Below are 23,485 nucleotides of genomic sequence, written 5' to 3' on the forward strand. Positions count from 1 at the left end.
GAGCACGTCAAGGGCAACATCGAGCAGCTCGATTGGCTTGAGGTAGACGCTCGTATCGACTAGCGTGACGCGAGGCTGCGGGCTGCATCGCGCTGCGGGCTCTGCGACGGACGCGAGGCTGCGGGCTGCGACCAAGCCAGTGCGAACAGGTAATATTGCACACCGAATACCGAACACACCTTGGGGGCTTCTCCCGAGGTGTGTTTTTGTGCGTTCAAGCTGCCTCTCTCCATTTTTTGATCGGCTCTGATTGCGAGCCTGAAAAGCTCATCATGTCTGAGTAAAACAGCTCAGACATGGCGAGCAAAACCGGCAAATAGCTCAGACTTGGTGCACTTTTCCGGCAAATCGTTCAGACATGGCGAGAAAATCAGGCTCCATAAGAGTGCTCATGAAACTAACCTCGGATTCAAAAGTCACGTCACGAAAGGTCCGCCTGAAAAGTGCAAAGAATCTGTGTTTTGGATACAGATTCTTTGCAGAAATCAGGCAAATCCACAGATTCTTTGGTGTTATCAGGCAAAAGTTACAGAATCTTTGCAGAAGTCAGGCGCGCTTGATGTAAGCCTTGCGATTCAGCTGCAATTCTCGAAGAGAAGAACTTCTCGCCTTGCGCATCACACACGGTCAAGCGCACGGTCAGGCGCGCTTGGTCCAGGCTCTACAGGTCAACTGGCATTTCAATGCACGCGACCAGACATGCTCCTGAGTGCGCAACGCATGCAGGAAAACCACCGCCTTACCTGGTATTTTTGAACAACATTTAAATAAAAATTTCTATTGACTTGCAATCAATGTGATATCACAATGATGCCAACAGAAAGCTCATTGTCACAAAGGAGATCTTATGAGCACCGAGAAAATCATTAAGTCCAAGAGTGGTTGGCTGTTCCTGCTGATTACTATTGTTCTTTTTGCAGTTGCAGCCCTGTTTACGCTGAATTTTGTACTCAGCGCTATCGCTGCAGACAGAAATCCTCTCCTGGACCCATCGTTCCCAAGCATCATTGGTGCACTGGTATTCTTCTTTGCAGGAATGTTTGTTTCAAGTGGCCTGTTCAGCCTTCAGCCTGGTCAGGCAAAGGTGTGCGTGCTATTTGGTAAGTATATTGGCACCGTTAAGGACGAGGGCCTTCGTTGGGCAAATCCTTACTACGCCAAGACCCTTTCTACAAACGTGGGTGACCTCTCTTCTCTCGCTGCAGGCGTTACTCCCAGTGTAAACGTGCACACCTCCATCATTTCCACTCGTGCTCGCACGCTGAACGGCGACGTCCTCAAGGTCAACGACCGCATGGGTAACCCAATCGAGATCGCAGAGGTTGTTGTTTGGCGCGTGAGCGATACCGCAAAGGCCCTCTTTGACGTCGACGACTACGACAGCTACGTTGCTATGCAGGCAGAGACCGCGCTTAGGCACGTCGCGAGCATCTACAGCTACGACCACATGGAGGACGAGTCCGAGTCCAACACCGCAATTACCCTGCGCTCCAACATCGAGGAGGTCTCCGAGGCGCTTCAGTCCGAGCTGAGCCGCAACCTTTCTGTTGCTGGCATCACCGTTGACGACGCTCGCCTCACGCACCTGTCCTACGCTCCCGAGATTGCGCAGGCAATGCTCCGCCGCCAGCAGGCAGAGGCAATCATCGCTGCACGTAAAAAGATCGTCGAGGGCGCCGTTTCCATGGTTGACATGGCCCTTACCCAGCTGTCCGAGAATGGCGTTGTTGAGTTTGACGAGGATCGCAAGGCTGTCATGGCCTCCAACCTCATGGTTGTTCTCTGCGGTGAGTCCGAGGCCCAGCCTGTGCTTAATACCGGTTCCTTGCAGCAGTAAAGCATGGCGAGAAACCCATGGCACCTCGCAAACAATATCCACTTCGTGTAGCTCCAGAAGTCTGGGAGGCGGTTGAACGCTGGGCGCAAGACGACATGCGTTCAACTAACGCTCAGGTAGAATGGATTTTGCGCGATGCTCTGAGAAGGGCAAAGCGCTCTCCAAAAGTTCAAGACACTCGTGTGAACAAGATAGATAAATTGGAAGAAGGAAACTAACATGGCCGACAATATTCCACAGCCACCTGTTCCTAACGCTCCCGTACCTCCTGCTGCACCCGCAGCTCCCGCCGCTACGCCTACTGTGCCTGCAGCTTCTGCTGCACCGGCCCCAGCCCCAGCTCCAGCGGCTCCTGGCGAGGTTGTTCCCGTGTTGAGCGTCCAGCACTTTACCAAGAAGTATGGCTCCAAGGTAGCTGTTTCTGACCTTTCGCTCGACGTTATGCCTGGCGACATCTACGGTTTTATCGGCCACAACGGCGCAGGTAAGACAACGCTTATCAAGTCCATCGTTGGCGCTCAGCCATTTGAGGGCGGCGTCATCTTTGTGGATTCAAAGAATGTGCTGGTTGACCCTGTTGGCTCAAAGCAGGTCATCGCTTACGTCCCAGATAACCCAGACATTTACGAGTTCATGAGCGGCATTAAGTACCTCAATTACGTCAGCGACATCTTTGGCGTTCCTGCGGAGAACCGCGTCGAGCGCATTACTACGCTGGCCAACCGCTTGGGCATCACTGATTCCCTGGCAAATGCTATTGGCAGCTACTCTCACGGTATGAAGCAGAAGCTGGTTCTGATTTCCGCCCTGCTCCACGAGCCAAAGCTCATCATTTTGGACGAGCCATTTGTTGGCCTGGATCCAGCAGCAAGCTTCGAACTGAAGAAGATGCTGCACGAGCTTGCCGACCGCGGATCTGCCGTGTTCTTCTCGTCACATGTTCTTGAGGTTGTCGAGAAACTCTGCAATAAAATTGCAATTATTCGTCAGGGCAAGCTTCTTGCCGCAGGTAAAACGGACGAGATTCGAGGCAATGCTTCTCTTGAGGAAGTCTTCCTTGGTCTTGAGGCTGGCGCCCCTGGCGTTTCTGCCGAGATTGCTCAGGATATGGCTACTACAAAGGACGGCGCCGCTGTTCAGCCAGTCATTCCTGGCGCACCTGTAGTCGCCGCACCTGCAGCCCCAGCTGCACCCGCCGCTCCAGCAGCACCTGCAGCCCCAGCTGCACCAGCCGCACCTGCAGCACCTGCAGCTCCAGCAGCGCCTGCAGCACCTGCAGCACCCGTCGCGCTTGCAGCACCAGCTGCACCAGCAGCACCAGCAGCCCCAGCAGCCCCAGCAGCACCTGCTGCTCCAACTGTACCCGGCGCACCAGTTCCTCCAGGCGCTCCAGTTCCTCCCTCCTTCCCTAAGGAGAACTAGTCATGGCAAACAACGTTCCACAGGCTCCTCAGCGCCCCGATGTGCCTGAGCAGAACCTGCAACTCTCAGGAGATGTGTTTATTCCAGCTCAAGTAAGCGCTGGTCAGGTTCCTGTTCTCGATCGCTCTGAGCTCAAACTGCCTTCCAATCTCAAAGTGTTCTGGATGCTGCTTAAGGTTCAGATCACCATGATTTGGACTACGCAGGTTATAGGTGCTCGAAAGAATTTTGAGAAAAAGGTTGGCGCAAACGCTCTGCCTATTGTCGGTGGCGTTTTTGCAGTTGTTGGCGCACTCTTTATGATGGTCTACATCTACGGCGTTTCAACAACTTTAGCCATTGCCGGCTTCACAAGGCTGCTGCCTCTCGCAGGAATTCTAGCTGGTACTCTACCTGGTGTTATTTTGACATTTGTAAAGGCCAATGGCGTGCTTTTTGCGTACAAGGATTACGACTTTATCATGTCGTTGCCAATCAAAAAGAGCACTATTATTTATTCTCGCGTAGCTGCTCTTTATGCTGCAGAGGGTATCTGGTCTATCACCATTATGCTGCCAGTCTTTTTGGCTTACTTCACCTTTGAGGCTGTTACACTTCCACGCTTGATTGGTGCCTTGTTCGCGCTTCTTCTTGGGCCTAACCTTGCGGTTTCTGCTGCAATTCTCTTGGCTTTTGTGGTTGCTGCCCTTGCTGCAAAGCTGCACTTCAAGTCACTCGGCGTGGTTATCGGTGGAGCGTTCGGTCTTCTATTTATGGTCGCGTATCTGTTCTTTATCTTTACGATATCTTTCAATGCAGACAAGTTTGTCCCAGGTGTGGTGGATAACTTCCAGAACACCGTCTTTAGCGTTGCAAGTTCAGTTGGCGTAGTTTATCTTCCATCACTGTGGATTGCGGATTTCTTTAACTCCGGCTCCCTTGTCAGTTTCTTGCTGTTTGTTCTGGTATCCGTTGGAGCGCCTGCGGCAATTGTGGCAATCATTTCTCGCTTCAACGACCGCATTAATGCGCTGGTAAGCGAGGATAAGGTCCAGAAGAAGTTCACCACCAAACAGATTTCCACCAAGTCCGCGACGCCTTTTGTTGCTCTGATCAGAAAAGAGATTCAGACCATCACAGGTTACCCAGCAGTCTTTATAAACATGCTTTTTGGCTGCTTGCTGATGGTTATTCTCGCCTTTATTTCCATGTTCTTTAGCACGTCGTCTATCGTGGCCTACTTTGTTCCTGCGTCCGAGGTTCCGCGCTATCTACCTTTGGCAAGAACCATCTTTGGCATGATAACCACCTGGTTTGGCACCTCGATGTTCTGCGCTGCCAACTCCGCTGCTATTTCGTACTCGCTGGAAGGCCGCTCAAACTGGCTGATGGCAACTATGCCTGTATCTTCAAAGCAGATTTTTGGCGCAAAGATTGCCGTGAACATGCTTTACGTGCTCATTTTCAGCGTTGTGACCCAGATTTTCTTCCTGATTCCTGGTCACATCACCATTGAAACGGCCCTGAGAAACGTTATTCTGCCGCTCTGCATTGTGTTCCTGGTGTCTAACGTTGGCCTAGCCATTGATATTCGACGTCCAAACTTTGACTGGACTTCTGTTGTTGATATCACCAAGAGAAGTCTTTCGGTTACCGTATCTTCTCTTGCGGGCACGCTGGGCTCCATGTTTGTTATCGGCGGTACGTTCATGATGATGATTGCTCCAGTTATCGACTCATTTAGCTCGTCAACGGGCGTGGTTAACGAGACGCTGCCAAACATCATCTTTGTCACGCTGTCACTGGTGAACGCAATTATCGGCTACCTGATCTTTAACAACACCGTTCACCGAGGAGTTAGAATCTAACTTTTGTGATGCATGCGGGTGGCGTTCTACAATTTCACGTCATTTACCTGCGGCAACATCACAAATTCTTCTGCCGAGAAGAAACTTTGAGGCACCCACCACATGTCGTTTATCGAATGGTGGGTGTCTCTTTTTGCGCTTTGCGGTACGGTAGGGTGGCTAGAGGTTTTCTTGTTCGGTAAGTAGCAGGAAGGGCCGAAGCATATCGCGCTAGACTCGGGCGCGTACTATCGGCTGACCTTCTCGGCTGCTTGCCGCAGTCAGAGGAGGCATCATGGCCGAAAAAAATGTTTCTAAGGTAAAGAATGTGGTCCTGGTGGGCCAAGGTGGCGTGGGCAAAACCATGCTTGCCGAGGCAATGCTGCATCTGACGGGTGCAACCACTCGTTTAGGCGGTCACGCAGGCACAAAGCCCACGCTTGATTACGATTCACAAGAGTCAGAGCGCGGATTCTCTATCTCTACTACTATCGCACCAATTACCTGGGAAAATACACGCATTAACGTGCTTGATGCGCCGTGCTATCCTGACTTTGTGGGTGACGCCTATTCGGCAATGAGCGCTGTTGAGACTGCGCTGTTTGTTGTTGATGCAGCTAGTGGACCTGGCACTATTACCACCAGGCTTTGGTTTGCCGCCGAGGATCTTTCTCTCTGCCGCGCGCTGTTCATCAACCGCCTGGACCGCCCTGATGCAGACTACGAGACCGCGATGGCTATGCTCCAGGATCGTTTTGGCTCCTCGCTTGGCGCAGTGACCATTCCAATGGGTTCTGGCGAGGCGTTCTCCGGCATCATTGACGTTGTCCATCAGAAGGCGCGCAAGCTGGTAGACGGCAAGCCTGAGGTCACCGATATTCCTGCCGAGTTCCAGGCAGAGGCAGAAGCTGCTCGCGCGGCCCTGACCGAGCTGGTTGTTGAGGCAGACGATGAGCTGATGATGCGCTACCTTGAGGGCGGAGAGATTACGCAGGAAGAGCTTGAGGGTCTGCTGGGCAAGGCTCTTATGGAGCGCATTTTTGTTCCTGTCTTCTCCGGTTCTTGCGTCCGCGAAGAGGGCGTCATCTCCTTGCTTGACGCTGTTGACGGCTGGTTCCCAACTATGTCCGACTTTGGCCGCATTCCGCTGGTGAACGGCGAGCAGCTTGATATTTCCCCTGATGACGAGCGCCCTGTTGCGTTTGCTTTTAAGTCGCTGCAGGATCCACAGAACGGCAAGCTTACCTTTGTGAAGGTGCTTGCAGGTACTGTTTCTGCAGGTTCTGAGCTTATCAACGCTCGCACACGCAAGCCCGAGCGCCTTTCTCACCTGTATCGTATGTGCGGCAAAGAAACAGCTGATGTGAGCACCGCCGCAGCCGGCGATATCGTAGTAGTTCCAAAGCTCGAGGCCATGACGGGCGACACGCTTTCCGTTACCGGTAAGGTTGAGGCCGCTGCATTTAGGTTCCCCAACTCCCTGTACCGCACGGCTATTGAGCCTGATGAGCGCGGTACCGAGGGCAAGCTCTTTGCGTTCCTGGAGAAGGCCGCCGACGCTGATCCAACCCTTAAGGTTGAGCGTGACGAGGACACCGGCCAGACCATTGTTTCTGCAATCGGCGAGGCACAAGTAGCCGTTCTTCTCGAGCGTCTTGAGCAGCGAGCCGGCGTTTCCGCACATAAGGTTGCGCTTCGCATCCCATATCGCGAGACAATCCGTCGAGTTGCAAGTGCTCAGGGTAGGCACAAGAAGCAGACCGGCGGCTCCGGTCAGTATGGTGACTGCTGGCTGCGCATCGAGCCAAACCCAGACGCAGGTTACGAATTTGTGGACGAAATCGTAGGCGGCCACATTCCACGCGGCTTCATCCCCGCTATTGATAAGGGTGTTCAGGAGACCATGCGCGAAGGCGTTTTGGCTGGTTATCCTATGATTGACGTTAAAGTTGCTGTTTACGAGGGTTCTTACCACCCAGTTGACTCCAACGAGATGGCATTCAAGACCGCTGCTCGCATTGGCTTCCAGAAGGCTGTTGACCAGGCAGAACCAGTTCTCTTGGAGCCTATGGCTCACCTGGAGATTACCGTTCCAGACAGTTACGCAGGTTCCGTCATGGGCGACGTATCCGCTTCCCGCGGTCGTGTTGAGGGAATGTCTTCCGGCACCGGCGTTTCGGCTGGTGAAACCACCATTAAGGCGACGATTCCATACGCTGAGGTTACCGATTACGCTACAAGACTGAGGTCCCTCTCGCGCGGAACGGGTGAGTACACCGTTGAGCTGGCAGGATACGAGCAGGTGCCACACGACATTCAGGCTCGTCTTGCTGCCGAGTACGCCGAGCGTCGCGCCGCTGGCGAGCGCTAAGCCGCGGGTAGACGCGGCGCGTGCGACGGCACCGCGTGCACGGACGCGCCGCAAGCACGAAGGAACTGCGAGCACGCAGGCGCCGCGAGCGCTAGCCGCAGGTAGATGTAACGTTTCAAGCAAGAACCCTCGCATCTTTCAGGTGCGAGGGTTCTTTTGTGTTTCTGCAGCGTGCTAGCGTCGGCTTTTAGGCTTGGCGTACAAAATGGTGCAGCTTTGCCTCGCCTCGCTGAAGAACTGTCATGTTTCTAGTCAAGATAATCGGACGACTGGGGCTTATTGTTTGACATTTAGAGAGCACCAATACCCGGTATACATTTCTATGCATAAACTTCAATTAATATGCTGAATAATGAATAGACATATATAAGGAATTTAACCATCGGTAAATTCCGTATCTAAGGAACACACCTAAGTCGGATAATCTGCACAATTGCGGGCATATTACACACCAAATGAAGATATTCTGCATGCCTAGCCTATTTTCGGCGTCATGTATACGTCTTTTTGACAGATTATCTGACATAGGTGTGTTCGGCCATCAGCAAAACAGTGCAAGTAATTAATGATGTTGCCCGTACGATATGGTTGACCGCGGATACAAGCTTCTAACGTGCCCCACTTACTCATGTGGCTTATTTTACGCCCGTCAGTATCATGTATTGCCCATCTGGGTACGTATTTGAAACAAATCAATTAAAGAAAGGTCGCACATGTACCTAGAGAATATCAATGGACCAGAAGACGTAAAGAAGCTGGACGCGGAGGCTCGCAAGGTGCTTGCGCAGGAGATTCGCGACAACTTGCTGGTCATGGAGTCAAAGCACGGCGGCCACTTTGGTCCAAACTTTGGCATCGTCGAGGCAACTATCGCGCTTCATACCGTGTTCAATTCGCCCGTTGACCATATCGTTTACGATGTCTCGCACCAGACATATCCCCACAAGATGCTCACCGACCGCAAGCAGGCATACATGGATCCTGCGCTTTACGACTCGGTGTCTCCTTACACTGATCCCGCCGAGACCCCGCATGACCTCTTCAAAATCGGCCACACTTCCACGTCCATCAGTCTGGCGCTTGGCCTGGCAAAGGCTCGCGACATCATGGGCGGCAAGGAGAACATCATCGCCGTTATCGGCGACGGATCCATGTCCGGCGGCGAGGCGCTTGAGGGTTTGAACGTTGCTGGTGAGCTGAACAGCAACTTTATCATCGTCTTCAACGACAACCAGATGTCCATCGCCGAGAACCACGGCGGCATGTACGACCAGTTCGCTGAGCTGCGCCGCACCAACGGAGCTGCCGAGAATAACCTCTTCAAATCGATGGGCCTGGACTACCTGTATGTCAATGACGGCAACGACATCGAGGCTCTTATCGCCGTATTTGAGCAGGTAAAAGACTCGACTCATCCGGTCGTGGTCCACATCAATACGCTCAAAGGCAAGGGCTACGCTCCCGCGGAGGCAAACAAGGAGAAGTGGCACTGGCACATGCCGTTTGACATCCAGACTGGTCAGAGCCCTGCATCCGGTTCTTCCGAGTCGTATGCCAGCATTTTTGCAGAGTATGCCCTCAAGCGCGCAAAGACTGACCCAAAGTTCTTGGTGCTTATGTCAGCGGTTCCAGCTCTGCTTGGCCTTACGCAGGAACGTCGAGAAGAGCTGGGAAAGCACTACCTTGACGTGGGCATTGCCGAGGAAACCGCAGTTGCAATGGCTTCCGGCGCAGCTCACGCCGGTGCGCACGTGGTTTGGGGTTCAAGCGCAACTTTCATCCAGCGCACCTACGACCAGCTGACCCAGGACCTGGCGCTCAACCAGAATCCTGCGGTTATCGTGGGCTCCGGCTCCATTAGGGGCTTGATGGCCGCCACCCACCAGGGCCTTAGCAGCATTTCCATGATTGCAAACATTCCTAACATGGTGTACCTCGCGCCGTCCAACGCCGAGGAGTACGTCGCCATGCTCGACTGGGCACTTGAACAGGACAAACACCCTGTCTACATCGCAATTCCTTCCGGTCCCGTGGTCCACGCCGAAGGTCCCGTCCGCACAAACTTCGACGACCTCAACACCTACGAGGTCACACGCCAGGGCTCCAAGGTGGCCGTTCTTGCCTTGGGCGATTTCTACGACCTTGGCGAGAAAACCGTCGAGGCTCTTAGCTCTACCTTGGGAATTGAAGCCACGCTGGTTAAGCCATACTTTGCCTCGGGCGTTGACCAGAATCTGCTCGACAACCTGGTAAAAGACCACGACGTCATCGTGACCATTGAGGACGGCATTATCGAGGGCGGCTGGGGACAGAATATCGCCAGCTACCTGGGAACTTCTCCCGCACGCGTGCTGAACTACGGCGTCAAGAAGGCTTTCTACGACCGCGTCAACATCGTGGACCTTATGCGAGAAAGTCATCTGGATCCCGAGCTTATTGCCGCAGACGTTAAGCAGGTGCTGGGCCTGTAGGTGGTGCGTCGCAGCTCCGGCGCCATTGTCCGCATTTCTCGCCATCACATCAAAACTGCAACAAAAAAGAGGGGCCGCACCTGCGGTCCCTCTTCTGTTTCAAGCAAATGTGCCATTGCGGCACGTTGCCACGTCGCAACCTGCGACTAGAAGCTTAAGCCTTAAGAGCGCGGCCCATAGCGTCAGCCTGAACGATAGCTGCATAGAGCTCGTCAGGAGTGACGTCGCCAGCAAGGTTGTGGATGGTCTCGCCAGGAACGCAAGCAGCCTCAGCGATCTTCTTGATCTGCTCGTCAGTGGTGATACCAACCTCCTCGAGGGTAGTTGGAAGACCAACCTCAAGGCAGAAGTCCTGAACCTCGTCAAACTCCTCCTGAGGAACACCCTCAAGAACAAGCTGGACCAGGGTACCAAAAGCAACGCAGTTGCCGTGAGGTGCGCTGTGGCCACCAAGGGAGGTGAGGCCGTTGTAGAAGGAGTGAGCTGCTGCGCAGTTAACGTTGTCAGCGCCGACACCACTCATGTAGACGGTTGCCTCGCAGATAGCCTCAAGAGCTGGGGTTACAACGTTGTTCTCGCAAGCCTTAATTGCCTGTGAACCGTAATCGCGAAGGGTGAGGTAGCACTCCTTAGCAATTGCCATACCAACGCGGGTAATGCCGGTTCCCTCAAGGGAAGGAGACTCGGTGCGGATGGATGCGCGGCCCTCAAAGTAGGTGCCCAGTGCGTCGCCCATGCCCGCCACCAGGAAGGAAACAGGTGCGTTTGCGATGATCTGGGTGTCGACCATAACTGCATCTGGGTTCTGTGGGTAGAAGAGGTACTTGTCAAAGGAACCGTCATCGTTGTAAATAACGGAGAGGCCGGTGCATGGAGCGTCGGTAGCTGCAACGGTAGGAAGAATAACGATGCGCTTACCAGCGTAATATGCGGTTGCCTTTGCGGTGTCAACAGCGCTGCCGCCGCCGATAGCGACGACTACGTCGATGTTGTCCTCCTCGACGATAGCCTTCATGCGGTTAATCTCTCCGTTGGAAGAGATGCCACCGAAGACCTCGTAGCGACGGTAATAGTCGCCCTTGCCCTCGAAGCTCTGCTCGATCATGTCGTGGGTTGCTTTGTAGCCGCTGTTAGAGCAAACAAACAGGAAGCGCTTTCCCATGTAGCCCATCTCTTTTTCGAACTCGAGACAAGCATTTTTGCCCTGAACATACTTCAGTGGCTCACGCATTGCGCGCAGCATTTTCATAGGTTCCCCTCTCCGGATACGTTTTAGACCTATGTAATTTATGGTAACACTATCAAAAGAACATAACAGCAAGGAAAATATTTAGATTCGGACAACTTCTGGAAAGTTTACGTGAACATACATTCACGAGCCGGCAAATGATATTCTTGTAGTGTCAAATTTTCGCACTGTGGTCTTTGGAGGACACATGCTTAGTTCTGTCGAAATCAAACCCGATGTCTACTTTGTAGGCGCCCTTGACTGGAACGCTCGCGAGTTCCACGGCTACACCACTGAGCAGGGCATTACCTACAATGCATACCTTATCCTGGACGAGAAGGTCACGCTCATTGACACCGTCAAGCGCCCATTCTCCGAGGAGCTGGTCGAGCGCATTAAGAGCATCATCGATCCAGCAAAGATTGATGTTCTGATCTGCAACCACATCGAGATGGACCACTCCGGCAGCGTTCCTCGCATTCTGGAGCTCGCGCCAAACGCCGAGGTCTACGCAAGCGCACCTCAGGGCGTCAAGGAGCTCAAGGCTTTCTATGGCGAGAATATCAACGTCAACGGCGTAAAGACGGGCGATACACTCAACATTGGTAAGCGCACCCTGACCTTTGTGCAGACCCCAATGGTCCACTGGCCAGACAACATGGTCACGTATTCCGAGTACGACAAGATCCTCTTCTCCAACGATGCATTTGGTCAGCACTACGCTTCAACTACTCGCTTTGAAGACGAGTCCGACTACTGCGAGGTTATGAAGCAGGCTCGCAAGTACTATGCAAACATCGTTCTCCCTTACGGTCGTCAGGCTGACTCTGCTGTTACCGCAGTTAAGGGTATTGGTCTGGAGAATATCGATATTATCGCCCCAGCTCACGGCGTTGCATGGCGCTCCCACATTGCCGACATCATCTCCAAGTACGAGGAGTGGACTACTGGCAAGCTTGAGGAGAAAGCCCTGGTTGTGTACGACTCCATGTGGGGTTCAACCGACAAGATGGCTCATGCTCTCCTGGACGGTTTTCTGGCTGAAGGCATTCCTGCCCAGCTCATCGACCTTAAAGAGACTCACATCTCCAACGTCATGTATCACTTCTTGGATTCCAAGTATGTCTGCGTTGGTTCGCCTACGCTGAACTCTAAGTTCCTGCCTACCGTTTCTTCCTTCCTGACCTATATGAGCGGTCTTTCTCCAAAGAATGACCACCGTATTGGCTTTGCGTTTGGCTCTTACGGCTGGGCTCCACTTGGACCAAAGATGGTTCAGGCCGAGCTTGAGGCAGCTGAGTTTACTATGCCACTGCCTGTTCATGCTATCGGTTGGCTTCCTTCCGACGAGGACCTGGATGCCGTTCGTGCGCAGGTCAAGGACCTGGTCGAAGCTGGCAAGCAGCTCTAAGCTAGCGGTATATTGAGCAAGACCCCCACATTCATGCTGAATGTGGGGGTCTTTTGCTGTAGAGGGGGAGCAGAATGGACAAGCGGGGAAGAGCACACATCGTTGCAGGTCAATTAGTGGGTAATTGACGGCTAGAGGTTAGCAAACCTGAAAACACTAAGATTCAGCAGGTTAACCTTGGAGTGATAACTCCGCTACATCCTAAAAAGTGCCCTAAGATGGTCCGAATGACGCTGAAGTGGTAAAAAATCCGTTTAGTTGGGGAATACAGGTTTTTGCATATAGTGTTTCCCCAGATAAAAGTTTTTGAAGTGGTAAAAAATCGTCTTAGTTGGGGTTATTTTGGCAAATTTTTAATTTTCAACCCCAACTAAACGCATTTTTTACCGTTTTGGGCACATAATTTTAGGTGTAAAAGTTACGTATTCATGTGGATGAATTATTAAGGCAAGTTATTCAAAATTTTGCATCAAATATTGAGAACTGCTTGTTAACCAGAACCGACAGCTGTTTGTTAGCCAAATCCACGGAGAAAACAGCGATCGGTGCCACCAAAATAGTATCGTTGCACCTGTCGCGCAGCCACTGCACAACCACATATTCAACCGGCACCATCACGTCGCCGCTTCCGACACTGCCAGTCTTCCGGCGTTTCATGGCGAGACTGTGTCAAATTCCTGAAGACTACAAGGTAGAGCGCGTTAGAGTACAATGGTCTATACAAAAAAGTAACTTCGAAGAGGTAGGTGCCCATACATTCGATGGACATTGCGTTAAGTATTGGAATAACTCTGCTGCTTACCCTGGTAAACGGCTTCTTTTCTGCGGCCGAGATGGCCATTGTTAGCTCTCGTCGCGCGGCGCTTGAGGCAGACGTAGACGAGGGCGATCCAAGAGCCCTCGCTGTCATTGACATTGCCACTGATCGCGGATATTTCCTCGCAACAATCCAGGTCGCAATTACCCTGGTAGGCTTTGCGTCTTCGGCATTTGCGGCAACAAGCCTTTCCGAGCCATTCGGTGCTTGGCTGGTCAACATTGGTGTCCACGCTGACCTGGCGCTTCCTTTGGCCGTCGTGGCTATTACGCTGATTGTTTCGTTCTTTTCCGTGGTCATCGGCGAGCTGGTTCCAAAGAGTATCGGCCTAGCAAACTCCGAGGCAGTGGCCAAAGCAGTCGTCGGCCCTATGAAGGCGTTCATGCAGATTGTGCGTCCGCTCGTGTTCATCACGTCTGCCTCGGCAGATGCGGTTACCACGCTCATGGGCATTGATACCACCAACGATCATCAAGAGGTCACCGAGGAAGAGCTCCGCTATATCGTCAAGGATTCCGAGGACCTCTCTGAAGAAGAAAAATCCATGATCCACGAGGTCATCGAGATGGGCGACACCGTTGTCCGCGAGGTTATGGTCCCGCGCGTTGACATGACCGCCATGGAGGACACCGCAACTATCAGCGAGGTCCTTCGCGTCATGCGCCAAACAGGTTTCTCGCGCATCCCTATCTACCACGAAAATATCGATCGCATCGTGGGCATCGCTCACATCAAAGATTTGCTTGAGCCGGTGCTTGATCAGCACGCAAGTGACGAGAAGATCGCGCGCTTCGTGCGTTCCGCGGACTATGTGCCTGATACCAAAGACATCATTCCACTGCTCACCGAGATGCAGACAAGTCGTGACCAGATGGTTATCGCAGTTGACGAGTACGGCGGAACTGCGGGTGTCATTACCGTTGAGGACATCGTCGAGGAGATTGTCGGCGAAATTGAGGATGAGTTTGATCCGGACAACAAGTACCTGACGCAGCTCTCTGATAGAGAGTGGCTGGTAGACGGTCGTTTCTCGCTCAATGATGCGAATGAACTTGGATGGCCGGTTGGGGAGTCCGAGGAGTATGAGACTATCGCGGGCTTTGTGCTGGATTTGGCTGGTCATCTGCCTCGTCCGGGCGAGGTGTTTGAGAAGGATGGCTACGTGTTCCGCGTGCAGTCGATGCGCCGCCGTCGCCTTTCTTTGCTGCGCGTAATTGCGCCAGAACCACAGGTAGACGGTGAATCTGAGCCAGCCAGCGAAAACTCTGACACATCAGAAAATGAATAACTAAAAGAATGATTACAATAGAGTGAACCAATAGAAAGAGGTTGAAATGGCGCAGTTGATTTCTATCAAAAAAGTTGTGGTAGGACCCAAAAACTTGACCGCCACCGTTGAGTTTTCGGCCAAAGCGCCACGTCTGACCTCAGAAAACGCTGAGGCAACTGAGCGCGTGCTTGAGCTTTTGCCCGGCCTCTCTGAGCACCTGTGTTTGGGCGACGCCGACGCTCGTTTTGGACTTGTCGCCAACGATACCGAGGTTGCGCACCTGCTTGAGCACGTAACCGTGGAGCTCCTGGCCCTGACCAACCTTGCAGGAGACGTTTCGTCCGGCAAGACTTCCTTGGTGGATTCCCGCCGCGGCCTCTACGAGATCATCCTCGCATGCCCAGATGACGTGCTGGTAGCAGCCTCGCTGTCCAGTGCCGTATGGCTCCTCAACTGGGCATATGGCAATCAGGACGAGGCCGATCCAGACATCAACGCTATCGTTTCTGGCCTTGTTGCGCTTATCCAGAGCCTTGACGGCGAGAAGACCGATGAGCCTGCAGACTCCGCGGAACCTGAGGCGGACGCTGCACTCCAGGTAGAGAGCGTAGAAGCAGAGGATTACGCTGCCGACAACTCCTCCGAGGACGTCGCTGATGCAGCTGCTGCTGATGCAGTTGAGGCTGAGGTTGCAGACGCTGAGGAGAACAACGCCGAGGTCGCAGGTATCGACGTAGCTGACGCAGCAGACGCCGAGCCCGCTGCCGACGTCGCCGACGAGGCCATCGCAACTGAGCTCGCCGAGGCAACAGCCGCTGAGGACGCTACGGACGACTCTGAGGTCACCGACGTCCCAGACGATTGGAACATGATTAACGTTCCTCGTCCAAAGCCCGTTCGATAAACGCCCTTATTGCGGTATGATTACGTACAGCGTTTTTCTGTTTAACAGGAGGTACTTATGAGCAAGAAGTCTGCTGGTTTCTTTCTAGGCGCTATTTTTGGTGCTGCTGCTGGCGCTGTAGCTGGTCTTTTCCTGGCTCCACGTTCCGGCGAGGAGACTCGCGCTTTGGCTGCAGATGCTGTCAATGACGCATGGGATTCCGCACTTGATTCTTATGAGCGCACATCTAAGGTTGTGAGCACTAAGATTGACGAGGTCAAGCCTACTGTTGACGCAAAGACCGACGAGCTCCGCGCAAAGGTTGACCTTGCTCGCGAGCGCATGGATCAGCTCCGTGAGTCACTTTCTGACGCTGTGACCTCTGCTTCTAATACTGTCGCAGATGCTGCTGATGTTGTTGCAGACTCCTTTGTTGTTCCAGAGCCAACTGCCACAACTGCTGAGGCTCAGGCTGTTCGCATCGAGAACGTTGAGTCCCACGAGCAGGAGCACGCTGGCGAGGGCTACCAGGAGGCATAAGCCTCACTTACAAGCAATGTGACGGGACGCCTTATGACGTCCCGTTTTTTATAGAGAGGTTTCACGTGAAAACAACCGAGCTCCTAGGCGCAAAGGTCCTTCTTCCCAAAAAGCCTGCTACAAAGGGCAAGCATGCGGGAGAAGAGCGGTTTTCCAAGTTAGGAAAAATCCACAACGTGGTTTTTGCACCCTTCAAACAGGGTCAGTCCTCGCAGGTAGTGGGCGTGATGGTTCAGAAGCCCGACATTGCTGGCATGATTAAGCAGGACGACGCTTTTGTTACGCTGGAGTCTCTAGAGACCATTGAGCAGGGCCTTTGCGTAAAAGATCCCGAGAATAACGTCGATAAAGCAGCAATCAAGCGCTTGAACTTGGACTTTGATACCTGCATCTTGTGGCACGGTATGGAAGCTCGCACTAAGAGCGGAAAAAGTCTGGGCTACGTAAGTGGCGCAGAGTTTGACCAGGTCACTGGAGTGGTCTCGGCATTTCTTGTGGGTGACGGTGCCGGATCTGAGGCGCTGGTAGGCTCGTTTGCCATCAAACCTGAGTGGCTGCTGGGCTATTCTAACGGTGCAATGGTCCTCTCCGATGAAGCAGCAGATGCCCAGCTCACTGGCGGACTAGCTGCAAAGGCAGGCGAGGGATACGCAGCCGCTGCCGCTAAGGCTTCCGAAGCTACAGCTAAAGCCGGAAAGGCTGTTGCAGAGGCTACCGAGAAGGGCGCGTTTGCCCTGGGTAAGACGCTGGCCAAGGCAAAGCGAGCTATCGAAGACGCTACCGAGCCCGATGCAGAAGACGATTCCGAGCGCCCAGCTCCCGTTGCTGCAGAGGACGTTCGCCTCGAGAAGCCATCTGCGGAGGAGCAGGTCGCCGCTGCAGAAAAGGCCGCTTCGGACAAAGCCGCTGACAAGAGCACAGCTGCTAAGCCTGCAAGCAAATCATCTACGCAGGCCACCGCTAACAAGGCAGCTAAGGGTTTTGGTATGCAGCTTGGCCGCATGGGCAAGATGTTCTCTGACTTCAAGGACGAGTTTGACAAGGCAAGCAAGTAATAAACAGCAGCTAAATGCATAAAACAAAGGGCGAGAAGATCGATCTTCTCGCCCTGTTTTTGTGCTGTGATTACACGTTGCTCGTCAATGCATGGAGCTCACGTGCCAGTGGAACTACAAGTGCTACAAGCCCATGGCCTGCAGAATGAACATCACAATGGTCAGGATGATGACGGTGATGATGGTAAACCAGGTCAGTGCGTTCCAGATGCGGCCGTTGGCATATTTACCCATGATGTGTTTGTCGGCTGCGATGATAACCATAAAGACAAGCAGAATCGGCAGTAGAATACCATTGATGACCTGGGCAGCCATCATGATGCCAAAGAGGCTCATGCCCGGGATCAGGACAACCAGCGCTGAAATAACCAGGACGGTTGTAATAATGCCGTGGTAGACAGGGGCCTCCTGCCAGCTACGGTCGGCTCCGCGCTCCCAACCAAATGCCTCGCAGATTGCGCTTGCGGTAATGCCTGGTAGAACACATGCTGCAAGGAAGGACGCGCCAACCATGCCCAGTGCAAAGAGGGTACTAGCGTACTGACCTGCAAGCGGTTCAAGCGCGCGAGCAGCGTCGGCAGCAGAGTCAACAGAGATTCCGCGAGGGAAGAGGACAGCGCCGGTGGTCAGCATGATGAACCAGGTAATGACCTCGGCCAGGATTGCGCCGGCAACATTGTCTGCACGCTGTGCAGGAATGTCGCTGGTATCAAGGTTCTTCTCGACAACATTTGATGCAACCAGGAAGATCATGTATGGACTGATGGTGGTACCAATATTTGCAACCAACAGAGAAATGTATGACGGTTCGGCGGAGGGCTGTGGAATGATGGTGACGCGCAGGGCTTCTCCCCAGTCAGGCTGAGCAAGTACGCCAGCTACCACGTACGTGACAAAGATGCAGCTAATTGCCAGCAGAATCTTCTCAATGCGACGGTACGATCCACCTACGGTCAGAAGCCACACCATCAGAGCGCTGATAGGTACCGAGACGTACGTTGGGATGCCAAAGAGCTCCATACTGGAGGCAATACCTGCGAATTCGGAGAAGGTAACAGCAATGTTGGAGAGCAGCAACGCACCCATTGCCAGCGTGGACAGACGGATACCAAAGCGCTCGCGTACCAGCGACGCAATGCCTTTACCGGTGACACAACCCATTCGAGCTGCGGTTTCTTGAACAACAATCAGCAGGAAGCACATAAGTGGCACGGTCCACAGCTGTGAATAGCCAAACGTGGCGCCTGCGCTGGAGTAGGTTGCAATGCCGCCGGCGTCGTTACCAGCAAATGCGGCGAGAAGACCGGGGCCCATTGCCATCAAGATGTACTTGAGGCTGTTTTTGTTGACCGGAGCCTTTTGCTTAGGCGCGTGTTTGTCCTGCTCGATGGCGTCCTGGCTAGCGACGTCCTGCATTGCAGCAGTGCTCTGTTCTGCAGCAATGTCCTGCATTGCAACCGTGCTCTTTACCTCTACGTTCTCTTGCGCCATTTACATCACACTCACAAGCGAGAGAACGTAAGAGAGGACGAAGAATGTCACCACCGAAAGGCTCATGGAAATCAGGGTAAGCGTGAGACCTGAGGTTTCCTGGTTTTTCTCGTCACGGTGGCGAAGTACAGCCAAGAAAATTGGGGTCAACAGGAAGGAAATAAGCGTGGAGCCTGCTGCTGCGCCAAAAATCTGGATGAGTGTCTGGTCAAAGAGCGCGGCGTAGAGCTCGCTTACGCTTGGATCGTAAGGATGGAATAGCGCTTCTAGCAGGGCATGGGCAGCGGCACCAAGGATGCAAATGAGTCCGCTGACCAGAAGTCCCAGCAGGAGTGAGCGGAACGCAAAGCCCAAGATAGAAGGAGACTTCTCGCTGCCAGGATCATCTGTCAGGAAGAAGTTTGTCACGTAGTTGACGGTATTCTCGCTCAAGTTAAGCGAGATTGGCATCGTAATGGTGCAAAGAGCTGCGAAAATGCCCATAGTTGGGTCGGACGTTGCAGCCGTTACTGCAAAGGCAGCGCCTACAACGGAGGCTACCCAGAATAGGAGCCAGAGGTTGCGGTGGAGGAACCAAATAATGTTGCGGCCGCGGTCGCCAGAGTCGGAATCGCTCCTGCCGCCACCAACAATCTGCAGGTCCTCGGCGTGCTCCTCTTCAAGAACGTCAAGAGCATCGTCGACAGTAACAATGCCCAACAGGCGGTTGTCGTCAGAAACAACAGGCATAGCCAGCAGGTTGTACTTTGCAATGTTGCGAGCAACGTCCTCCTGGTCGTCCTCTGGTGAGGCTGTGACCAGGTTCTTATTGGCAATCTCCTCAAGCTTAGTCTCTGGCTCGGAGACAATCAGGCGGTTCAAGGTAACAATTCCGGACAGGCGGCCATCCTCGTCAGTAAGGTAGAGGTAGCGGACGGTCTCAAAGTCCTCGTCCAGGTTACGCAGGCGATCAAAGGCGTAGGCAACGGTCTGGTCTTCAGGAACAGAAAGCGCCTCGGACGTCATAATACGGCCGGCGGTGTACTCACGGTATCCCAGCAGCTGCCTAATAGCGCGCTGCTCCTTAACGCCCATCAAGCGTAGGAGTTTCTCGGCACGGTCATAGCTCAGCTCGGAGACAAGTTCGGCTGCGTCGTCTGGGTCCATCTCGGACAGGATGCGAGATGCTTCTTTTTCGTTCAGGCCGCCGATGAGTTCAACTGCCATAGCGTCGTCGTTGAACTCTGCCATTGCGCCGGCTCGCTGCTCGTCATCAAGCTGGGCAAACACCTGGCTACGCAGGCGAGAGTCCAGGCGTTCAATAATGTCAGCAACGTCAGCAGGATGCAGCTCGTCCAGCGTCTTGTGGGAGACGGAGAGCTTAACGTTGGAGAGGTCACGCTCAACCAGGTCCATGTAACTCCACGCAATGATGCGCTCCTGCATGGGATGGCCCATAGCGCGCGCAATGCGGGTGACCAGGTGCTCAAGCTGGGGAGAAAGGCTGCGCAGCAGACCGCGTGCACCAACCTCCGCGCCCAGAAGGCGCAGCTGCGTTGAGCTGGTATCGGAGAGCTTGAGGTCATTTACGCGGACAACACGAATGCCACGCGTATCAACAATCTGCTTGTTCAGAATATCTCGGGCGAGAAGAACCTCGTTAGGCTGCAGGTACGAGAAGCGAATCTCAGTTGAAGGTACCTTGAGCCTGATGACGTCCTCATCGTAGGTATCAACATACTTGCGCCAAGAAATCATCATTGGCGTGCGGCCAGGGCCCATAAAAGCAAGGGAAGTGATGCGAGGAAAAACTTCTCCGGTAGCAATTCCAAGGTCGGAGACAGAACCGATCTTCTCGCCTTCTGAATCTAGAACCGGATTACCCATTAACTGGGAAAGATAAATCATGTGTGCTCCTTACATGCGTCCGAAGACTAAAGCGTGGCTTTGGCGAGAAACTCCGCGTAATTACCACGGGGACTGCATTGCGATTTCACCCCTCACGGTGCAAATCGGCACACCGCAAGAGGTCAGCGACTGTGAGGTCGAGGTTTCATGCTGACCTTTCTCTTCATCCAATAGAACGTGAATTGTGCTTGCGAGGACAATTCACAGATGTAACTATTTTAACGATTTTCCTGCAAGGCTGTAAAGACTCTTCACATAATCTAGCTGCTCGGATTTGGTTGTAGCCGGCGTACGAGCAGCGCGTGGACAACGGTCAAACGGCGTACGAGCAGCGCACGACCAGCACGCGGCCAGTGAACAGCCAGCTCAATCCGCGAGGTAACGCTCTGCACAAAAAAGCCCGGTACCTGCGGAATGCAGATACCGGACTGTACTAGTACAAAGGGTAAACGAAGCAGCTCTTAGAACTGTACGTTTGGTGCCTGACGAGCGGACTCGTCGGTAACCTGGAAGCTTGTACGTGGGGAACGTCCACCAGCAAGAAGGTTGTTTGGGAAAACAGCGATGATGTTGTTGTAGTTCATGACAACATCGTTGTAGCTCAAGCGTGCATAGCTGAGGCGGTTCTCGGTGTCAGTAAGCTCTGCCTGGAGCTCCAGGAAGTTCTGGTTAGCCTTGAGCTCTGGGTAGTTCTCAACAACAGCAAACAGGTTGGTCAGAGCATTGGAAAGAGTGCCGGAAGCCTGCATCTTCTCTTCAGGAGTGCGAGCGTTTGCGACTGCAGCGCGAGCAGAAGTAACTGCCTCAAAAGTCTTAGACTCGTGAGCTGCGTAACCCTTAACGGTGTTGACTAGGTTAGGGATCAGATCGTTACGACGCTGAAGCTGCGTATCGATAGCTGCCCAAGCGTTATCGCACCTGTTGCTTGCGCGAATGATGTTGTTGTGAATGCTAATGGCCCAGAAAACCAGAAGGACAATAACTACAACTGCGGCAATAATCATGCTAAATCCTTTCAATCACTGACAATCCTGTGTCAGCCATCCATTTGGACAGGTTAATTATACCCAAAAGTAAAAATCTAAGGCGTTTTTAATTAAAGCTTTTAACTTGCTAACGAGTCTTTTGGTAAATGGAATGCTCGCCCACACACTGGCGAGAAGAACGTTGAGCTAGAAATGACGTGGAATGGAATGTAAGTTCTGAAGGCAAAACGTTAAGTTGAGGTCCGCCAAAAAATGGCGGAGAGGGAGGGATTCGAACCCTCGGAACGGGGACACCGCTCAACGGTTTTCAAGACCGCCGCATTCAACCACTCTGCCACCTCTCCAAAGCGGTAATATCCTACCTCATAATTCAGTTTTTTGCGAGTAGGGGATTTGGTGAGTTCGGTTTTGCTTCATAATTAAGTGAAGACAAACAAGCGTCAGGTTCTGGACAGATTCGCGTCAGAATGTGAAAGATAAGCGTCAGGTTCGTGATGGGTTTGCGTCAGAATCGTGTCAGAATTCCGTAAGATTTACGACAGCAAACGGACAAGTGAGGAGCAGCTATGAGTGACGAAGCACAAGAGTCTTTGACCCCACAGGCTGCTCTTGATCAGCAGTACATGAAACTTGCTCTTGAACAGGCAGAGCTTGCAGCTCAGATAGGAGAAGTGCCTATCGGCGCAGTTATAGTGTGCGATGGAGAGGTTATTGCCGTTGCACACAATCGCCGTGAGATAGATAACGACCCTTCTGCACACGCTGAGTTTCTCGCCATGCAAGAGGCCTCAAAAAAGCTTGGCCGCTGGAGGCTTTCGGGCTGTACGGTGTACGTGACGCTGGAACCTTGCTTGATGTGCGCAGGATTGATGGTCAATGCTCGTATTGATCGCTGCGTGTTTGGTGCGTTTGACCCCAAGGGCGGTGCAACGGGTACGTTGTTTGACGTGAGTAGCGATCCAAGACTTAATCACGAGTTTGCGATCTCAGGTGGAGTATTAGCAGACGAGGCATCTGCACAGCTCAAAGCGTTCTTTAAAGAGCGTCGTAAAAGCAAATAAGATTTGGGTTTTTAAACCACCTGGAAAATGAAGAAATCAAGGTAGTGGCTCTCGGGAACACCCCAAAGAATTGGGTGGTCAGGAGCTTGCTGTCGCTCTTCAACTTGTTTGAGCTGCACGTTGGTATGGTGAGCTGCCTCGGCAATTGCCTGGGCGAGAAGATCTCTGGTCATGAAGTGTGAGCAGGAACAAGTTGCCAGGTAGCCACCTCGAGGCAGCAGCTTCATGGCTGCAGCGTTGATTTCCTTATACCCACGCATGGCGCTTCGAACCTTGTCGCGTGTCTTAGTGAATGCGGGTGGATCCAGAATGATGAGGTCAAACGGACCTCCCTCTGCTTTGAGCTGAGCGCGGTCTTGCGCTAACTCTGGTAGGTATTCAAGAACATTTGCGCAGGTAAAGTCCATGCGATCTGCTAAGCCGTTGAGTTCTGCATTGTGGCGCGCAAGGTCAATGGCGGTTTGGCTGACATCTACACAGCGGACAAATTCTGCTCCACCAGCTGCGGCGTTAAGACCAAAAGGACCAACGTGGCAGAAGCAATCCAGTACACGGCGACCTTGCGCAAGCTGACGGACTGCTCGACGGTTGTATTTTTGATCCAAGAAAAAGCCGGTTTTTTGACTGTTCTCCAGGTCAAGATTGAACTTGAGTCCGTTTTCGGTTGCAAGAACGTGGGTTGAAGGAAGAGTAAGAGAGGGTTTTGTAGCTAGCCCATTCTCGTCCAGGGAAGAGCCTGTCCACCAGCCTTTATATTGCGGAAGTCCTTCTTTTAGGCGCGAGGGGGAGTCATTTCTTTCGTAAATACCATCGATTACCTGGCCGTCTGCAGACAAAACCTCAAGAAGCAGCGGATAGATAACGTCACGCAGGCGCTCCATACCAACGGTTCCTACCTGCGCAACAAGCACATTCTCGTAGCGGTCAAC

At 52.9% G+C, this 23,485-nt stretch carries 17 protein-coding genes and 1 tRNA gene; 12 read left to right on the top strand and 6 right to left on the bottom strand.

Going from position 1 to position 23,485, the window contains the following annotated elements:
* Nucleotides 1–847: 847 nt before the first annotated feature.
* The 6 genes from RWJ43_RS01905 to RWJ43_RS01930 all read left to right on the top strand — a co-directional run bounded on the left by RWJ43_RS01905 (nt 848) and on the right by RWJ43_RS01930 (nt 9,927).
* On the top strand, nt 848–1,837 hold the full coding sequence (locus RWJ43_RS01905) for an SPFH domain-containing protein (protein ID WP_314007115.1): 990 nt from the start codon (nt 848–850) through the stop codon (nt 1,835–1,837).
* A 17-nt stretch (nt 1,838–1,854) separates the two neighbouring features.
* A complete protein-coding gene (locus RWJ43_RS01910; protein WP_035428195.1) occupies nt 1,855–2,055 on the top strand; it encodes a hypothetical protein in 201 nt (66 codons plus the stop codon).
* Between the two features lies 1 nt (nt 2,056).
* Nucleotides 2,057–3,259, top strand: coding sequence for an ABC transporter ATP-binding protein (locus RWJ43_RS01915; RefSeq protein ID WP_314007118.1), 1,203 nt, complete (start codon nt 2,057–2,059; stop codon nt 3,257–3,259).
* A gap of 2 nt (nt 3,260–3,261) precedes the next feature.
* Entirely contained in the window at nt 3,262–5,106 is a 1,845-nt protein-coding gene (locus tag RWJ43_RS01920) for a hypothetical protein (RefSeq protein ID WP_314007121.1), read from the top strand.
* A gap of 274 nt (nt 5,107–5,380) precedes the next feature.
* On the top strand, nt 5,381–7,456 hold the full coding sequence (locus RWJ43_RS01925; RefSeq protein ID WP_035433006.1) for a translation factor GTPase family protein: 2,076 nt from the start codon (nt 5,381–5,383) through the stop codon (nt 7,454–7,456).
* A gap of 713 nt (nt 7,457–8,169) precedes the next feature.
* The gene (locus RWJ43_RS01930; protein ID WP_314007124.1) at nt 8,170–9,927 is read left to right on the top strand and encodes a 1-deoxy-D-xylulose-5-phosphate synthase; all 1,758 of its coding nucleotides are present in this window, start codon (nt 8,170–8,172) and stop codon (nt 9,925–9,927) included.
* A gap of 154 nt (nt 9,928–10,081) precedes the next feature.
* Here the strand turns inward: RWJ43_RS01930 and RWJ43_RS01935 are convergent, their stop codons facing one another.
* Nucleotides 10,082–11,176, bottom strand: a complete 1,095-nt coding sequence (locus RWJ43_RS01935) for a glycerol dehydrogenase (protein ID WP_035428190.1) — start codon at nt 11,174–11,176, stop codon at nt 10,082–10,084.
* Nucleotides 11,177–11,363: 187 nt separating this feature from the next.
* On the opposite strand from RWJ43_RS01935, the gene RWJ43_RS01940 reads away from it, so the two are divergent.
* From RWJ43_RS01940 to RWJ43_RS01960, 5 genes are all read left to right on the top strand, one after another.
* Nucleotides 11,364–12,566, top strand: coding sequence for an FprA family A-type flavoprotein (locus tag RWJ43_RS01940; RefSeq protein ID WP_313996000.1), 1,203 nt, complete (start codon nt 11,364–11,366; stop codon nt 12,564–12,566).
* A 761-nt stretch (nt 12,567–13,327) separates the two neighbouring features.
* The gene (locus RWJ43_RS01945; protein ID WP_314007126.1) at nt 13,328–14,671 is read left to right on the top strand and encodes a hemolysin family protein; all 1,344 of its coding nucleotides are present in this window, start codon (nt 13,328–13,330) and stop codon (nt 14,669–14,671) included.
* 46 nt (nt 14,672–14,717) lie between these two features.
* Nucleotides 14,718–15,557 (top strand): cyanophycin synthetase family protein, encoded by an 840-nt coding sequence (locus tag RWJ43_RS01950; RefSeq protein WP_314007129.1) that lies wholly within the window; start codon nt 14,718–14,720, stop codon nt 15,555–15,557.
* A gap of 57 nt (nt 15,558–15,614) precedes the next feature.
* Entirely contained in the window at nt 15,615–16,076 is a 462-nt protein-coding gene (locus RWJ43_RS01955; protein WP_035432996.1) for a YtxH domain-containing protein, read from the top strand.
* A gap of 65 nt (nt 16,077–16,141) precedes the next feature.
* Nucleotides 16,142–17,131, top strand: coding sequence for a hypothetical protein (locus RWJ43_RS01960; protein WP_314007133.1), 990 nt, complete (start codon nt 16,142–16,144; stop codon nt 17,129–17,131).
* A 123-nt stretch (nt 17,132–17,254) separates the two neighbouring features.
* Here RWJ43_RS01960 and RWJ43_RS01965 read toward each other — a convergent pair whose 3' ends face one another.
* From RWJ43_RS01965 to RWJ43_RS01980, 4 genes are all read right to left on the bottom strand, one after another.
* The gene (locus RWJ43_RS01965) at nt 17,255–18,451 is read right to left on the bottom strand and encodes an Nramp family divalent metal transporter (protein ID WP_314007146.1); all 1,197 of its coding nucleotides are present in this window, start codon (nt 18,449–18,451) and stop codon (nt 17,255–17,257) included.
* Nucleotides 18,452–18,622: 171 nt separating this feature from the next.
* The gene (locus RWJ43_RS01970) at nt 18,623–20,509 is read right to left on the bottom strand and encodes a magnesium transporter MgtE N-terminal domain-containing protein (protein WP_314007136.1); all 1,887 of its coding nucleotides are present in this window, start codon (nt 20,507–20,509) and stop codon (nt 18,623–18,625) included.
* A 461-nt stretch (nt 20,510–20,970) separates the two neighbouring features.
* A complete protein-coding gene (locus tag RWJ43_RS01975) occupies nt 20,971–21,513 on the bottom strand; it encodes a LemA family protein (protein WP_314007138.1) in 543 nt (180 codons plus the stop codon).
* Between the two features lie 235 nt (nt 21,514–21,748).
* Nucleotides 21,749–21,839: transfer RNA gene (locus RWJ43_RS01980), tRNA-Ser, on the bottom strand.
* A gap of 222 nt (nt 21,840–22,061) precedes the next feature.
* On the opposite strand from RWJ43_RS01980, the gene tadA reads away from it, so the two are divergent.
* Nucleotides 22,062–22,556: a tRNA adenosine(34) deaminase TadA gene (gene tadA, locus RWJ43_RS01985; protein ID WP_314007141.1), complete on the top strand. Its 495-nt coding sequence runs from the start codon at nt 22,062–22,064 to the stop codon at nt 22,554–22,556.
* An 11-nt stretch (nt 22,557–22,567) separates the two neighbouring features.
* Here the strand turns inward: tadA and RWJ43_RS01990 are convergent.
* The coding region (locus RWJ43_RS01990) for a class I SAM-dependent rRNA methyltransferase (protein WP_314007143.1) at nt 22,568–23,485 on the bottom strand (918 nt) is incomplete at its 5' end.

This window comes from Lancefieldella parvula (assembly GCF_963530955.1).
Lineage (GTDB): Bacteria > Actinomycetota > Coriobacteriia > Coriobacteriales > Atopobiaceae > Lancefieldella > Lancefieldella parvula_A.

Excerpts from the sequence above, each read along its gene's own strand:
- RWJ43_RS01925 (WP_035433006.1), top strand. The coding sequence starts at position 5,381 with ATGGCCGAAAAAAATGTTTCTAAGGTAAAGAATGTGGTCCTGGTGGGC.
- RWJ43_RS01905 (WP_314007115.1), top strand. The coding sequence starts at position 848 with ATGAGCACCGAGAAAATCATTAAGTCCAAGAGTGGTTGGCTGTTCCTG.
- RWJ43_RS01955 (WP_035432996.1), top strand. The coding sequence starts at position 15,615 with ATGAGCAAGAAGTCTGCTGGTTTCTTTCTAGGCGCTATTTTTGGTGCT.
- RWJ43_RS01975 (WP_314007138.1), bottom strand. The coding sequence starts at position 21,513 with ATGATTATTGCCGCAGTTGTAGTTATTGTCCTTCTGGTTTTCTGGGCC.
- tadA (WP_314007141.1), top strand. The coding sequence starts at position 22,062 with ATGAGTGACGAAGCACAAGAGTCTTTGACCCCACAGGCTGCTCTTGAT.
- RWJ43_RS01930 (WP_314007124.1), top strand. The coding sequence starts at position 8,170 with ATGTACCTAGAGAATATCAATGGACCAGAAGACGTAAAGAAGCTGGAC.
- RWJ43_RS01965 (WP_314007146.1), bottom strand. The coding sequence starts at position 18,451 with ATGGCAATGGGCCCCGGTCTTCTCGCCGCATTTGCTGGTAACGACGCC.
- RWJ43_RS01915 (WP_314007118.1), top strand. The coding sequence starts at position 2,057 with ATGGCCGACAATATTCCACAGCCACCTGTTCCTAACGCTCCCGTACCT.
- RWJ43_RS01920 (WP_314007121.1), top strand. The coding sequence starts at position 3,262 with ATGGCAAACAACGTTCCACAGGCTCCTCAGCGCCCCGATGTGCCTGAG.
- RWJ43_RS01935 (WP_035428190.1), bottom strand. The coding sequence starts at position 11,176 with ATGAAAATGCTGCGCGCAATGCGTGAGCCACTGAAGTATGTTCAGGGC.
- RWJ43_RS01970 (WP_314007136.1), bottom strand. The coding sequence starts at position 20,509 with ATGATTTATCTTTCCCAGTTAATGGGTAATCCGGTTCTAGATTCAGAA.
- RWJ43_RS01950 (WP_314007129.1), top strand. The coding sequence starts at position 14,718 with ATGGCGCAGTTGATTTCTATCAAAAAAGTTGTGGTAGGACCCAAAAAC.
- RWJ43_RS01940 (WP_313996000.1), top strand. The coding sequence starts at position 11,364 with ATGCTTAGTTCTGTCGAAATCAAACCCGATGTCTACTTTGTAGGCGCC.
- RWJ43_RS01945 (WP_314007126.1), top strand. The coding sequence starts at position 13,328 with ATGGACATTGCGTTAAGTATTGGAATAACTCTGCTGCTTACCCTGGTA.
- RWJ43_RS01910 (WP_035428195.1), top strand. The coding sequence starts at position 1,855 with ATGGCACCTCGCAAACAATATCCACTTCGTGTAGCTCCAGAAGTCTGG.